This window comes from Mycoplasma sp. 4404 (genome assembly GCF_034863325.1).
GTDB lineage: Bacteria > Bacillota_I > Bacilli_A > Mycoplasmatales > Metamycoplasmataceae > Mycoplasmopsis.
Map to the genome: position 1 here is coordinate 324,607 of NZ_JAYFFE010000001.1, position 16,431 is coordinate 341,037.

At 30.4% G+C, this 16,431-nt stretch carries 5 protein-coding genes; 2 read left to right on the forward strand and 3 right to left on the reverse strand.

The window, feature by feature from the left end:
* Nucleotides 1-3: 3 nt before the first annotated feature.
* Both gpmI and VBN07_RS01175 read left to right on the forward strand, forming a co-directional pair.
* Nucleotides 4-1,509: a 2,3-bisphosphoglycerate-independent phosphoglycerate mutase gene (gene gpmI, locus VBN07_RS01170; RefSeq protein WP_323177498.1), complete on the forward strand. Its 1,506-nt coding sequence runs from the start codon at nt 4-6 to the stop codon at nt 1,507-1,509.
* Nucleotides 1,510-1,820: 311 nt separating this feature from the next.
* A complete protein-coding gene (locus VBN07_RS01175) occupies nt 1,821-6,974 on the forward strand; it encodes a M60 family metallopeptidase (protein WP_323177499.1) in 5,154 nt (1,717 codons plus the stop codon).
* A 114-nt stretch (nt 6,975-7,088) separates the two neighbouring features.
* Here VBN07_RS01175 and VBN07_RS01180 read toward each other — a convergent pair whose 3' ends face one another.
* The 3 genes from VBN07_RS01180 to VBN07_RS01190 form a co-directional block, all read right to left on the reverse strand.
* Nucleotides 7,089-12,743: a phosphatidylinositol-specific phospholipase C domain-containing protein gene (locus VBN07_RS01180; RefSeq protein WP_323177500.1), complete on the reverse strand. Its 5,655-nt coding sequence runs from the start codon at nt 12,741-12,743 to the stop codon at nt 7,089-7,091.
* A gap of 218 nt (nt 12,744-12,961) precedes the next feature.
* Nucleotides 12,962-14,224 carry a serine hydroxymethyltransferase gene (gene glyA / locus VBN07_RS01185; protein ID WP_323177501.1) on the reverse strand — a complete coding sequence of 421 codons (1,263 nt, stop codon included), beginning with the start codon at nt 14,222-14,224 and terminating at the stop codon, nt 12,962-12,964.
* 7 nt (nt 14,225-14,231) lie between these two features.
* Nucleotides 14,232-16,430, reverse strand: coding sequence for a phenylalanine--tRNA ligase subunit beta (locus VBN07_RS01190; protein ID WP_323177502.1), 2,199 nt, complete (start codon nt 16,428-16,430; stop codon nt 14,232-14,234).
* Between the last annotated feature and the right edge of the window lies 1 nt (nt 16,431).

Sequence of the window (16,431 nt, forward strand, 5' to 3'; positions counted from 1 at the left end):
AAAATGAAAAAAACAGTATTAATTGTTATTGATGGTTTAGGTTTAAGAGAACAAACACAAGGTAATGCATTTGCATTAGCTAACACACCAACATTTGATAACTTATTTGCAAATTATCCAAATTCACTTATTCAAGCTTCAGGTCAATATGTAGGATTACCAGCAGGACAAATGGGAAACTCTGAAGTAGGACACTTAAACATTGGAGCTGGAACAGTTGTTTACACAGGGCTTTCATTAATTCAAAAAGCTCTTGATGATAATACATTTAAATCAAATGAAGCTTTTGTAACTGCATTTGATGATGTTAAGAAAAATAATTCAACATTACACTTAATGGGGCTTTTATCACCTGGTGGAGTTCACTCACTTGAAAACCACTTATTTGAATTAATTGAAGCAGCACACGAACACGGAGTTAAAAATGTTTCAGTTCATGTTTTTGGAGATGGTAGAGACGTTGCTCCTAAATCAATTATTCCTTCACTTGAAAAATTAGTTGCATTATGTGACAAATATGGATACCACATCGCATCTATTTCAGGAAGATTTTATGCAATGGATAGAGACTCAATGTTTGATAGAGTTGATAAAGCATACGATGCTATTTTAGGCTTATCAGATGTTAAATTTGACAATGTAATCGATTATGTAAACAAACAATATGCAGAAGGAATTACAGATGAATTCTTTGTACCTGCTATTAATGAAGCACTTCCAAAAAGTGACTTTGTAAAAGATCACGATTCAATTATCTTCTTTAACTTCAGACCTGACAGAGCAAGACAATTAACACACTTATTTATTGGTTCACCATTATATCCAAACAAACCAGCTCATCCAGTTGTAATTAACAAATTTGTTTCAATGATGAAATATGAAGGAATTGACACAATTGTTGCATTCAAAGAAATGGAAATCAATATGCCAATTGGTAGAGTTTTAGAATTAGCTAACTTAAATCAATTAAGAATTGCTGAAACTCAAAAATATGCTCACGTTACATACTTTATGGATGGTGGAAACGATATTGAATTTAAAAATTCAAAACGTATTATGGTTGATTCTCTTAAAGTTGAATCATATGCTGATGCACCTGAAATGTCTGCAGAAGGAATTACAGACGAATTATTAGCAAACGCATTAAATTATGATGTAACAATTATGAATTATGCAAACCCTGATATGGTTGGACACACAGGGAACTTAAAGGCAGCTATCAAAGCAGTTGAATTCTTAGATTCACAAATTAAAAGAGTTATTGAATGAGCTGAAGCGAATGATGTTACAGTATTCATCACAGCTGACCACGGAAATGCTGAAATCACAGAAGATGAAAATGGTAAACCAGCTACAAAACATACATCAAGTCCGGTTATGTTAATTTGTACAGATAAAAACGTTAAATTAAAAGATGGAAAATTAGCTAATGTTGCACCTACTGTTTTAGATTACATCAATATTTCTAAACCTAAAGAAATGGATGAAGAATCTTTATTAGTTAAATAATTAAATTAAAAAAGTTTAATTAACTACTCTATTGTTATGTCCATAATTAGATATACTCAGTAAGCTTAATAAAACTTTTACACCTATATAAACCACTTAAAAGTACATTTACTACAAATCTTAAAGGTACTAAATGTACTTTTTATTTGATTAAATTAGTTAATTTTAGTGCTTAATCACACTAACAAAAACAGAAATAATTCATATAAAATTTACACACAAAAAATAGAATAACTATTTTGATAAATAAAAGCTAGATTAAAATAAAATATTAATTTTATTTTAGTCATAAATAAAAAGAAAGGATAACTATGGCTGACAAAAAGAGAAAAAGAAAACTGATTATCGGTCTAATACTTGGTGGCATTGGTGCTACTGCATTAATTGGTACCGGAGTTGGGCTAGGATTAAGCAAAAAAGAAGCTTCTGCTCCTGCTCAACCAGTTGACAAGCAACCTGCTAAAAATATTGTTGCTAATTTATCAAACTTAACTCAAGCACAAAAAGATGCGATTTATAAACAAATTAATGATGTCAATGATAAAACTGCAATTGATAATATTGTAAACAACTCAAGAGACTTAAATGAATTAGCTGCTAAATTAAATGAAGCTAATGAAAAGCAAAAATCTGAAGCATACACAAATGCATCAGCTGACCAAAAACAAAAATTCAACGAAGCTAAAAAGGCTCTTGAAGATGCCATTGTTGCTAAAACTGATTTAAGTACACCAGTTGAAAACAAACAAAGCTTAATCGATGCATTAAATGCTGCTGAAGAAAAATTAAGTTCATCTACTTCACCAGTACAACCTACTAACCCTGGGAATAGTGATGGTGGAGGAAGCAATGAAACCCCAAGTAACCCTAATGGAGATGGAGGTTCATCAACTGAACTAACTGATCCTAATCCAGGAACGGGAAATGGTGATGATAATGGTACACCAGATTACGAAGAACCAGGAACTAGAGAAGAAACCCCATCACAACCCACTACATCAGAAAGAATTCTAGAACCTGAATATCCACCAGTTGATATGTTAAGCGAAGAAGAAACAAACCGTTTAACTGAAAATGCTAAATTCACAATCACAAACCAAGGTTACTTCCCAGAAGAAGGTAAACCAGTTGTATTACAATTTGTCGCTGGAAATGAAGAATTAAAACCAGAACAATTCAAATGATATTCAAACGATAGTGAATTTAGTGTTACTGATAAAGGTACTTTAGAAGTGTTTAATAACCAAATCGGTATTGATTCTAACTTCCAACTTGAAGTTATCGGAATATACAATGGTAAAAAATACGTTAAGAAACTTAATGTGGAAATGGTTCACAAAGTTAACCCATTACAAAATGTAAAATTAACTGCATCAAATGATGGATTATTAATAAATAACGCAGCTACAGTTACAGCAATTAATGTTGATGGTGTAGATTGAGCTAACTCATCTTGATACAGATATACAACATTAATTGAAAATGAACATTCAACCACATTAAATGTAAACAGAGATGGGGACTATTCATTAGTAGTTAAAAATTCAGCTGGTGTAATGTGAAGATTAAAACCAGTTACTATTTCAGCATTACCACTTGCAAATAATACTAAACCATTCAGTTCATTACTTTCAAACAGATTAGACATTGTTTCATATACAGATAAAATCATTGATAGAAAACCTAGACCTACAATCCAAAAACAAGTTTACGATACAAAATTAAACCAAATGTATTCAAGTTATGGGTTCAGATACCCTGGATACGATTTTAACTACGAAAAAGATAACAAAAACTTTGCTGATCGCGCTTTCTTTGAAGTAAATGGCCAAAAACTTAGTATGGGTGAACTTGTTTACAACGAAAGAGTTGAAGGTGTTATTGGTGTAGATGGTTTCACAGGTGAAGGTGCACGTAAATATAGTGATGCAAACTTCATCAAAGAAGAAATCGCAAATAACCGTCTTAAAAAACACCCTGCTGCAGATAAATGATTTGAAAGAGTAGTTACAGACGAAACTCAAACAGTTACAAAAGAAATTTCAATCAACACATCAATGACAGGATACAATGTTATTGGTTTATATGCTCCGGCTGGAGAAGTTATTGAATTTGAAATTAGTGAAGACACATATAAAATTCTTAAAGAATTATATGCAACACCAAATGAAACTACAGGCGTTTACAGTGAAGTTCCGTTTGATTTCTATGTAAACAAAAGCTACTGAGACAACTACCCAGCAGACAACACAGGGAAAATTTCTAACCGTTACCCATTTGTTCTATCAAGATTTAGATTTAGATTTAACGAAATTGACCCAGTCACAAGAAGAGTTAAAGTTGGTTCACCATTTGGTGGAGCATTATCAATTAACGTTGGTGTAACTCTTAGAGATCAAAATGGTAACCCTGCTCCATTTGACGTTAAAGTTTATAATGCAGTTGAACAACTTCACTACGTTTATGGACAAACAACAAAAGCAGAATGAGATGCACAAATGGCTGCTGTTAAAGCAGGCACAATTAATGCACCTATTATGACAATTCAATCAAACTACTCAGGTATAGCAATTCCTTATACATCATCAAATGCTATTGCTCATGTTAAATTTGATGATATTATCTTCCCTGAAGAAAAAATGCACAAATGAGATAGTTTCTATGAAATGTCATACTTCTGATTCGACTACAACGCACCTAAGTTAGCACTTAACTACTGTGATGATGTTTGAGGAGGAGCTGGTGCTTGAGGTGGTGGAAACAATCTTTGAGCTGCGATCAGATGAGCATCACCTTACTTAAAAGGAACTTCTGACTTTGGATTTGATGATTGAGGAAACTACCACGAAATTAACCATAACTTTCAACCTCACCAAGATCCATTCAATATAAGGGACCACGGATGAACAAACATTCCATCAGTAATTAACTTATCATTTATTAATGATAAAACAAGACTTCGTGGAATTACAAACCCATCAGGAGACTTTGATGTATCCTGAGCTAGATTAGCTAACTCATATGTAATTAACCAAACAAAAGCTGACTGATACGCACTTTACTCAAATATGATTTACACATTAGGACCAGTTAACTTTATTGAATGAGTTAAATCATCAGGAAGAAATGGTTTATACGATAAGAAATTGAAGACAACTTGATACTTATCTAAATACTTCAAATTAAACTTCTACTACGCATTAAAACAATACGCAAGCACAATTGAATCATTACAACGATCAGTACCAACAGTTGATATTACAAACGACCATAAACCAGAATTTGATGCAGCTATGGCCGAAGCTAATAAAGCTGCAGCTGAATTTGAAAAAGTTCAAGCTGACTGAAAAGACTGAAGATTTAACGGAAGTCAAGAAATTGACCCTAAAGGTTACTATGGATATAATGATGCCGATAGACCTCGAAACTTAATAGAAATGGATAAACAATGAGCTCAAAAAGAAAGAGACGCCATTGCTAAATTAAGAGCAACTGGAGATAAAATCAATGAGCTTATGGCTAAATATCCAGATCAAGAAAATATCGAAAGAATGCTTGATATGTTCCAATGACCATCATTTGATTTTGTCGCTAACCTTTATGCTTGTGGTCAATTCTTATACAACAGTGAGCTAGACAGATTTGAATATACTTCAGATACAGCTCCAGCTTACCAAATTCCAGCAGGACAAGACTTTACATTTGACTTTGCCAATGGAATTAACTCACTTAACTCTAACTTTAGAATTAAAGAACTTAAATTCCCTGCAAGAACAAAATTAGGTGGAAGTTTAGAATTTGATCCATCAGATCCTACAAGAATGAAAGTTATCTATAGAGCAAACCCAGATAAACTTGCAGAAATTGATGAATTTGATATGGAAGTTATTCCAGCTGACTTTGAAAACAAACCAAAAAGATATGTACCTGCTTACAGATACAAAATTAAACTTAGAAACGTAGTTAACCGTCCAGTCTTAACAACTTACCAACTTACAGATGGTCAAGTTAAAGGATTAAGAACGATTTCACAAATTATGAACTACATCAAAACAAATAACATTCAACCAAAAGATACTTTAGTTGAAGATTTTGAACAAAGAAAACTTCAAAACCCATTCACAGGTAAAAAACAATTAGTTGAATCTAAGACAAAATTCATCGCACCTGAAACAGGATCATATAATATTAAAGCTTACTTATCTAACTGAGGATACATCAAGATTGGTGATGCATTCGAAGGTGAAATTAACTCAACAAATAATGCACTAAAAGATTTTGGTACAGTAACATTACAAAAAGGACAAGTTTACGACCTTACAATCGCCGCTTGAAATGATATTGCATACCCAAGAAGAACATTCTGATTGGAAAAAATCAATGATACAGGTTCAAATACAATCTACGAAATTAACAACTATGCATTAAGTCCAAATCTTCCAGCAGATTGATACGATACACCAGAAAAAATCCAAGAATTATTAACTAGTGAACAATGACAATACAAACCAAGATTTATGCCTACTGATACTAAGAGCGACCTTCAAATTACAAAATTCGCTGGTTCAGCTCAAGTTACAAACCCTGTCGCATCAAGCATTAGAGGACCTTCAAATCGTTATATTAATGGTAATACAGAATATAAAGCAATTTACGATCAAATTTACAACACAAAAATTGAAACTTGACAAACAGATAAATTAGACTTTAATATCAAGTTCCAAAAACCTGCTACATTAAGCTTTATGGATATTATTGCTAAAGCTGACTTCCAAAAACAATACCGTCCAACTCATTACACAATCGAACTTAAGAGAACTGAAAAAGTTGAAATATTCGAAGGTGAATTTATTGATATGCCGGTTGTGTTCAAAACATTAAACTTTGTAGTTGACCCTACAAAAGATACAGAAGGTCTTCCATTAACTAATAGATTAGACTTTGGTGCTATTTATGATGGAATTGAAGAAGTTCACATTACAACAATGAGAGAACCAATCAATGACGACGAAAAAACAAGAAAGCTTAAAGTTACAATCATTAGAGAAATTAAATTTGGTCTTGATACTCAAAACAAGAGAGTATTACCAATTAACAATCCTGAAATTCAATTCTATGGAACATCTTGAGAATTCTTAACAAACGAAAATGATCAAATCAACAACGCAATCAATGGTGTTTCAGCTAAGGTTTCAAAAGCTAACGAATACTTTGAATTTACATTCAACTCAGACGCTATTAACTTATTTGGAAAAACAGGACCAAATATGTCATCATTTGACGTATACATCGATGATGAATTAGTTCTTGAAAATGTTTCAGCAGTTACAACTGAAGAAACATACAACTACTGTTTATTAACATTATTAACACCTAAAAAATACGACTTAACAAAAGATCACAAAATGAAGATTGTAAATAAAGAAAATAAACCATTATTCTTTAACTACATTTTAACCAAATAAGATGTAATCGCAAAATTTAGAAGATACCTTATGGTGTCTTCTTTTTCTTTCACTTTTTTGGCAAAAACAAAATAAAAAACCTTCATCACTAGGATGAAAGCTTAAATTTAAAAATTATTTATTACGTTTTCTACGTTTTTTGTAGAAGATAAATCCAAAGATTGAACCAATTAATGCAAGTAATCCTGATAAACCACCTGCAACTGGACCGACTAAGTTTGAACCACTACTTGTGTTTTCTTTTTTGTCTTCTTCTTTAGCAGGGTCTTTAGGTTTAGTTTCTGGTTTAACTTTACCGTTAAGAGCGTCTGTAGCTTTTTGAAGTACAACTAATTTTTCAGATAAATTAGGAATTTCTGTAGCAAAGTCTTCTTTTGCTTTAATTTCTTCAAAAGCAGCCAATGCATTATCAAATGCATCTTTAAATTGTTTATCAGCTTGAATGTATTGTGTTGTTTCTTTCATTGCTTCAGCATTCTCAACAACATCAAATGCACTGTTAACTTCTTTTACATTATTCTTAATATCTTTAATCTTAGAAACTTCATTTAAGCTGCTTACTGTGTTTTTAGCAGCTTCTTTTTGAGTATCTGATAAGTTTGAAGCAGCTTCGATAGCAGTAAGCGCTTCTTCTTTAGCTGTTTTTAATCTACCAGTACCATCAAGAGCATCGTGAGTTGATTTTAATGTATCTAACTTGTTATCTAAGTTAGGATATTGTTCATCAAAGTCAAGTGTTGTTGTTAAGTCATTTAAAGCAGTAACTGCATCATCAAATACATCTTGATTTGAAGCTTGTGTGTATTCGATTTCTGATTCAAGTTCTCTAGCAGATTCAACTTTAGCAATTGCTGCATCAATGCTTGAAGCATTTGAAACTACTTTATCAATTTGTGCTTTACCAGATTTAGCTTCTATTAATTTCATAGCTTTTTCTTTTTGAGTTTCCGATAATTTAGATAATGAGTTAATTTTAACTATAGCATCTTCTTTTTGAGTTTCAAGTAATTTTTCTTCAACATCAGTAATTGATGTTTCAGCTTCAACTTCATTTTTATCAGCATCTTTTTGAACTGATGTTAAGTTTTCAAGTGCCTCAATAACTTTAATTGCTTCAGCTTTTGCAGCATCTAATCTATCTTTACCATTTAATGAACCCTTAGCTTCAGATACGGCTTGTAATTTAGTATCTAATTGGTCAAACGGAGTTTCAAAGTCTGTGTAGCTTGATAATCCATCTAATGCAGTTATAGCATTATAAAAGTTTTCTTTAACATCATCTGATGCTTGTTTGTATTGAACTTCTTCTTTTATCGCAACTTCATCATTAAGTGCTCCAATACCACTGTTAACTTTTTCTGCATTAACAACAATTGCATCAATTTCATCTTTAGTTGCTTTTGAGTTAATTAAAGCTTTAACAGCTGGTTTTTGCACATCATCTGATAAGTTTGATAATGAGTCAATTTTATTTGATGCATCTTGTTTTTTAGCATTTAATAATTTATCAGCAACATTAGCGATAGTTGTTTGTTTTTCAACTTCAGTTTTTGCGTCTCTTTTCTCATCGTCTGATAAGTTAGGCAATGCATCAATAGCAGATTTAGCAGCAGCTATTGCAGCATCTAAGTTTTGTTGACCATCAAGTGAGTTGATTGCAATATTAAGAGATTCCGTTTTTTCTGTAATGTCAGCAATAGGACTTGTTGTAAAGTCTGTTACTCTTTCTACACCTGATAAGTTGTCAAACGCTGTTTGAGCAACTTGTTTTTTATCTGAATCAGCTTCTGTAAATTGTGGTTTAGATTTAACATCATTAAATCTTTGAGCTTGTTCAATTGCAGCATCAACATTTGTTGCGTTTGTAACAATGTTTTTTGTTAATTGAATTGTTATTGCAGCATCGATTTGGTTATTTGCTTCTGCAATTTGTTCTTCTAATAAGTGTGTTAATTTAGTCAATTCATATTTTGCAGTTTGTCTTGCTGCTTTTAATTCAATTAAAGCATTATTAAGTTTTTCAGCATTGTTTTTAATATCTCTAACTTCTGAAATTGAGTTAGCTGAAGTTATGCTATTTGCAAAAGTATCTTTTTGTTCATTTGATAATTCACTTAAATTAGAAATGAAAATGTTAGCTTGTTCTTTTTCTTTTTTAAGCCTGTCTAATCCATTCAAGTCACCTTTTGCATTCTCAAGAGTTATAACATTTGCATCAAAGTTAGCAGGCAATGTTGAAAAATCAGTTTGTGATTTTAATGGTAGTAAACTGTCCAATATAGTATCAAAGTTTGTTTTTCTAGAACCTTCAGCTTCAGTGTAGTTTATTGTTGATTTTTCATATTCAGCTTCTTTAATTTTCGGAAGTGCATAATCAACTTTTGAATAGTTTAATTGAATTGCATCAATTTCAGTTTTTGTAGTTTTATTATTTATTAATTCAGCCGCTTTTTCTTTTTTGGTTTGTCCTAAGTTAGATAATGAATTAATTTTGTTGATTGCATTTTGTTTTTGAGCTTCAAGTAATTTTAAATTAACTAAATTAATTGTGTTAGCAGCATTGATTACATCTTGTGCAGCTTTTATTCGTTCTCCAGTTAAATTAGTTAATTTATTCAACTCATTTAATGCAGTTGTTCTTGCAGATGATAATTTAGAATCACCATCAAGACCCTTGATAGCGTTTTTTAAGTTAACTGTTAATCTATCAATATTAGAAATTGATCTTGTAAAGTCTGAATTTGATTTGATATTGTCTATTGCACTTTTAGCAGAATAAAATGTTTGTTTTTTATTATTCGCAGCTTCTGTATATGCTGGTTGATTTAATTTCGAATCAGCAATTGAGAGTTGTTCTAATGCAGTATTCAATTTTGTAGCATTAGAAGCAATTAAATTTACATCATTTACAGTTTGCGCATTACTAATAGAGGTTTTAGCAGCTGGTTTTTGAACATTATCTGATAAGTAAGTTAACTTATCAATATTTTTGTTAGATTCTGCTTTTGCAGTATCTAATCTTCTTTGACCATCTAAGTTGTTTTTTGCTATCTGCAAGTTCGGTATTGCAGTATCAATATTTTCAATTCCTCTATCAAATGTATTTGAATTTTTAACTGTATTAGCTACTATTTCTGCATTATCATAAGCTTTTTTAAGATCTGTTGATGCTTCTATATAGTTAATTGATGACTTTACAGAATCAAAATTCTTGAGTTGAGCATTAAAGTTGTTTAATTTAATTACATTTGAAACTATTGAATTCATCGCAACTCTATTTGCACATTGTTCAACTGCAGTTTTTGCACTTGATTCTTGTGTATCAGTTAAGTTAGATAAACTATCAATTGTTTGATTAATAGCTTGATGTTCAAAATTATTTAATTCCTCAACTGCATTTTGCAATGCAATTACGTCTGCATAAGATCTTTTTTGGTTAAGTTCAGCAACTTTTTGATCAATAACGCTTTGTTCTAAATATTTAGATGACAAAATAGATTGTCTAATTGAATCTAAATTAGATTGTCCATTTAACATCGAAATAGCAGATTGCATACGTTGTTCAATATCATTAACTTTTGTTTCTTGAATTTCTGAAAGTGTTAATTGCTCGTTAATTTCAGTAATTAATTGATCAATTTTAGTTGCTCAACCACTATTATCAATTAAGTAATTGATTTGTGTTTTTTGTTCTTCACATTTTTGTAATGCAGCTCTTAATCTTTCTCTATATAAGTTTTGATCATGTTGTTTTTTTAAGTCTTCTAGTGATTTAATAATTTGAGTGCATTTATTATAATGAGTTTGTAATCTGCTTTTTACATTCGTAAAATCAATAGTTGTATCATTATTAATTGTTTCTTTGATAATAACCTGAATAGATTGAATATTTTGGTTAAATTCTGCTTTTTTATCTTGGTAGTTAATTTGTAAATTATCTAAATCTAAGTCAGTAACTTTTTGATTGAACAGTCCTAAATAATCCTGAAGATCATTCAAGATTGTTTTTAATCCAGCTAATTTATTTTTCTTCTTGATGTAAATGTTAAGAACATTTTGATATTCAGGTAATTTAGGAATTGTTGTAATTACATCTTGAAATGCTTGATAACTATCTTCTGATAATTTAGATTTGTCAACAGTTGTTATAAAACTTAATTGAGAATTTCTAAATGGAACTGATGAATTAAATGTTTTTATATCTGATTTCAAAGCTTCATAAGCATTTTTTAAGTTTGTAATTTTATTTTGAACTTCAGTTTTATCTGAATCAAATAAGTCGGCTCATTCACCTCTTTGGTCAGTCATTGGTTGAATGATATATGAATTAGCTACACTTACAATTTCATTTTGAATATGAAATCTAATGAAATTTTGGTAAGTTGTATTAGCAAGAGTATCTGAATATGCCACATAACTTCTCCCTATTCTAAGAAGTTTATTTACATATTCTTCATTTCTAGAAACCGTAAGTGTTCCTTCAACATTTAAAATTCTTTTTGGAGTTGGATAGTAAATGTTTGTTGGAGTTTCTTTGTAGAAAACTAATTTGATTGAATCGCCTAAAACAAATTTATTAGCTAACTGAATTCTTGTGTTTGTATCAGTTATCTTTTTCTTTTCTAAAAGATTATTACCTTTGTAAACTTCAACAAAGTAATCTTTCATCGGTTGGTTTAATTCAATAATCGATGTATTGTCAAATAATTTAGTAACAGGAATCGTATTTAATTGTCTTCCGAAAATTCCACGGTTAATTACTCTTTGACTATACATATAGTTTTTACGGACTATAGCTAATGCAAGGGCATCTCCAGGGAAGTCCATTGGTACAATTCCTAATTGTTCTCATTGATCTTCTTTTTCTTTAAGTTTTTTAACAAGTCATTTATTTAAAGGTTCACTAGTTCTTCAAGGTTGCTCACCGTTAGATCTTGAAAGGAAGTTGGTCATTATGTCATTGTGGAAATCATTTGGATCTTGATACATGTTTGTCATATTCTCAAACATTCTCTTCTTTACATCTTCTGTTGAATCGTATGCATCTTGTCGTATATTTCAGTTATTACCGTGATCAATGAAAGTTCCATAGTTATTATCTGAATAAACTTTGTGGTGAAAGTTATTTACAACAAAAACTTTACCTCTTAGTTCATTAAGTGTTGGGTTCAGATTATTATTACGAGAATCATTTTTGAAGAGGATATCTTTGAATTTATAAAGATTATCAATTATTGAGTTTCTTCATTTTATACAATCTGTAACAGATAAATTACCAACATCTACACTTTCATCTTTTATACGTAAAATGATTGTTTCACTTGAGTGTGCAGTTAAGAATTTTTTACACTCATCTAACACATTTTGTAAATATAATCAATTCGAATCTACTCCACCATGATTAACTAAATTGTATCTGTCCAAACGAATATCTAAATAACGAATACCCATTTTGAATTGGTTAGGTAAATTTTTGTATTGTGTTCTAGCTCAAGCAGAACCGAAAAAAATTCACTTAAAACCTTTACCATCATACATACCACTATCGTGAGTTCCTGGTATAGAAAGCTCTGATAGTAATTTGTTCCCATCAACATCAGCCATTCAATCACTTAAATTCAATTGTGTTTGTGTATCAAGTGAATAAGCTTTATTTTCATCTGTTCAAGAAACTCTTTGTTGAACAATTCCTGAAATTGCAGTCAATGAAAGAATCGGAGCTGCTCCCAGAGTTAAACTTATTATTAATTTCTTATTTCTTTTTTTCATAAATGTACCAACCTACTCAAAATTTGAGTAATCCTAATAAATTTATAAATAAATTTATTGAATTTTATCTGTCTATTTTAACAAATTCTAAACACTATACACAATATCTGATTGTTAAATTTCAAGATTTATTAGCTTATTTAAATTTGATTTACATTTTTTTACTTTTAAGTCTACGGGACTGTTATAAAAGAAAAAAAATAAGATGCAATTGCATCTTATAAATATGATTTTTTGATTGGGAATTTTTTAGTTAATTCTAAAACTTCTTGTTTAAGTTCATTTAGTTTATCTATTCCATTTTCTGAACTTAACATTTCATAATTTCTAAGTGTGTAATCAATTATGTCTGCTAATTTATCTCATTCTGTGAAATCTCTACTTGTCATAGCAGCAGTTCCAATTCTAATACCACTTGCCACAAACGGTGAAAGTGTATCGAATGGAATTGTGTTTTTGTTTAATGTAATGTTGATTTTTCCTAAGATTTCTTCAGCTTCTTTACCGCTAATGTTGTATGTAGATAAAACATCAATCATAAATAAGTGGTTGTCTGTTCCACCTGAAATAATTTTTGCACCTTTGTTAATGAATTTATTACAGAACTTAGTTGCATTTAATCTAATGTTTTTTGCATATTCTTTAAACATAGGTTGCATAGCTTCATAAAAGCTTACAGCTTTTCCAGCTATAGCGTGGAATAATGGCCCACCTTGGTATCCAGGGAATACTCATCTGTCAATTTTTTTAGCAATTTCTTCATCATTAGTCATAATGATTCCACCTCTACCTCCACGTAATGTTTTATGTGTTGTAGAAGTAATGATATCTGCATAACCAACTGGTGATGGGTGTTCTCCAGTAGCAACAAGTCCTGCAATGTGAGCTATATCAGCAAGTAATTTTGCACCACATTTATCAGCGATTTCTCTGAATTTAGCAAAATCAATTGTTCTTGAGTAAGCTGAATAACCACAAATAATTAAGTGTGGTTTTTCTTTTAGAGCAAGTTCTAAAATTGCATCATAATCTAAAATTCCATCTTTACCTAAATCATATGAAACTGATTCATAGAAAATTCCACTAAAACTGATTTTGTATCCGTGTGTTAAGTGTCCACCTGAACTAAGTGAAAGCCCCATAATTTTTCCACCACTAGGTACAACTGATGCAATAGCAGCAGCATTTGCAACTGAACCTGAATAAGGTTGCACGTTAGCAAATTTAACACTAAAAATAGCTTTTAATCTATCAATAGCAGCTTGTTCAACTACGTCAACATTTTCACATCCACCATAATATCTTCTATTTGGGTAGCCTTCACCATATTTGTTTGTTAAAACACTACCTTGAGCTTTAAGCACATCTTCTGAAACATAGTTTTCACTAGCGATTAATTCAATGTGATCTTCTTGTCTTTTTAGTTCATTGTTAATTGCATCTTGAACTAATTTATCTTTTAAACTAATATCTGAATACATAGGTCTCCTAGTTATTAAAGTGTGAATCTATTTTTTCAATTTGCTCACTTGAACCTGTAATTCTAAGTGTTACATTGTGTGAATTTTCTTTTTTGTAATCATCAATTTGGTCAATGCTGAAACAATTTGAAACTGATTTAATTTGATTAATTTTATCTTGAATGTACTCACCATTTGCAAGTTCAAATGTAAGGTCAAGTGTTTTGTATGGTTCAGTATTAACTGATTGGAATTTAGTTGCTGTTTCGTTGTTTCTAATGTTTTTAATCACATCTGTGAATAATTCGGCATAGAATGCATTTGTCTTATCAATTGATGGATGAATTTTACCTAATCAACCTAATTCAACTTGTGCACCTGTGTTTTGGTCAATGTAAACAATTTTTGCAGATGCATTTGGATGAACTAAAGCATTGTCTTTTAAAGGAACAAATTCTAAATCTAATTTTGCAAAATTAATAATATCTTGTTTCATTTCAAAGAATGATTTAGTTGTTGAAGCAAGACCTAAAACTTCATTAGAGTTCCCGATCATTCCTACTTCAAAAATGTTAATTGAGTTTAATTTACGTTTTTGATTGTATTCAACAACTTCTTGCAATGAAACAATAATTGAATTACGTACGTATTCTCTTTCTTTAGAAACGAATGTTAATAAAGGTCCGACAGTTTCTTTTAAGTCTAAAACTTTAAAGTCTGCTTTTTCTTTAGAAACAAGCATAAATGTTCTAACTTCTGAATAACCCATTCCACTAATAATATTTTTTGTTCTATCTTTTGATTGTGTAATTAATGGAACGTTTTTAACAATTTCTTCTTTAAAGTTGCTGTATGAATAGAATCTGAATAATTCTTCCATAACATCTTCAAATAAGTTAACATCATATCTATAGTTAGGAACTTTAACAATGTCTACTTCAAAGATAAATCCTAATTTACTTAATTGTTCTTTAGCTTTGTTAAATTCAATTAATTGATTGTCTGATTTATTTGAGTAAACCTTTAATTTTTCATTATCAATTTTTATTTCTTTATAGCTAGCAAATTCAAATTCACCAATTGTATTTGAGACTTGTAAATCATTGCAGTATGATCTGATGAATTTAACTGCTAAACTTGCTAATTCAGGTGTAATTGTTCTTGCACCTTGTGCTGCTGAGTTTGAAATTAATTTAAGTTCTTTAGATGAATGTCTAACATCTGTAGACTTAAACACTCCAACTTCAAATAAATAATCATTTGTTTGCTCTGTAGCTTTCGTGTCTTCTAGACCCATAGCGCAAGCAACTGAAACAGGTTTATTGTTAGCAAAAATTGTTAAAACATTATTTAATTCAACTTCTTTATTTCCTAAAATAACTAATTTTCCTGAATAATAATCTGCACTTAAATTATTTTCTAATTTTGTAGCATCATAAACGTGAGCAGGCACACCATAGTTAATTAATGTTAAGTTTGTTAAATTAACTGCTCAGTCAAATTTTGTATCAATACCGTGTTTTGCAAGTAACATTTTTTCATATAAAGTTATTTCTTTTTTACCTTTAACTTCTGTAAATGATAAATGTTGTGCTTTGTTTTTATTAACTGTAAATTGTGTTGTAAATGAACTTGGTATTTCTTTTAATACACTTATAAAGTCGGTATCAAAATATGAAGCTAATTCTCTAGCTAAAACATAATATGAGTTCGCATCATTTCTGTTTGCCGTTACTGAAATTTCAATAAGTGTGTCATTAAGACCTAAAAGTTCCATTGCATCTTCTTCAAGTGCAGCAAAATTGTTTGGTAAAACTAAAATTGAGTCAGTATATGATAAAAGTGAATTATCATATCCAATTTCAGATCACGCACCGAACATTCCTTGCGATAAAACACCTTTAATTTCTTTGTCTGCGAAAACAAAATCACCTTTTGATGCACCTGTTGGGAAGCAAATTGTAAGGTCTCCCGGTTTTAAAATTCTATTATTTGTTTGAATTGTGTATTCACCTTGTTTTGTTAAAACTTTAACTACATCTAATTTGTCTGAATTAGGGTTAACTGAAACTTCTAAAACTTTTGCAAATAATAAACCTTTAACGTCAGAGAAAGGTGAAACTGATTCAACTTCTAAACCTAAGTTGTTTAATGCTTTTTCTACTTCTTTTGCATCTAACTTAATATTTGGTAAATATTTATTTAAATGTTTTAAAGATAAAATCATA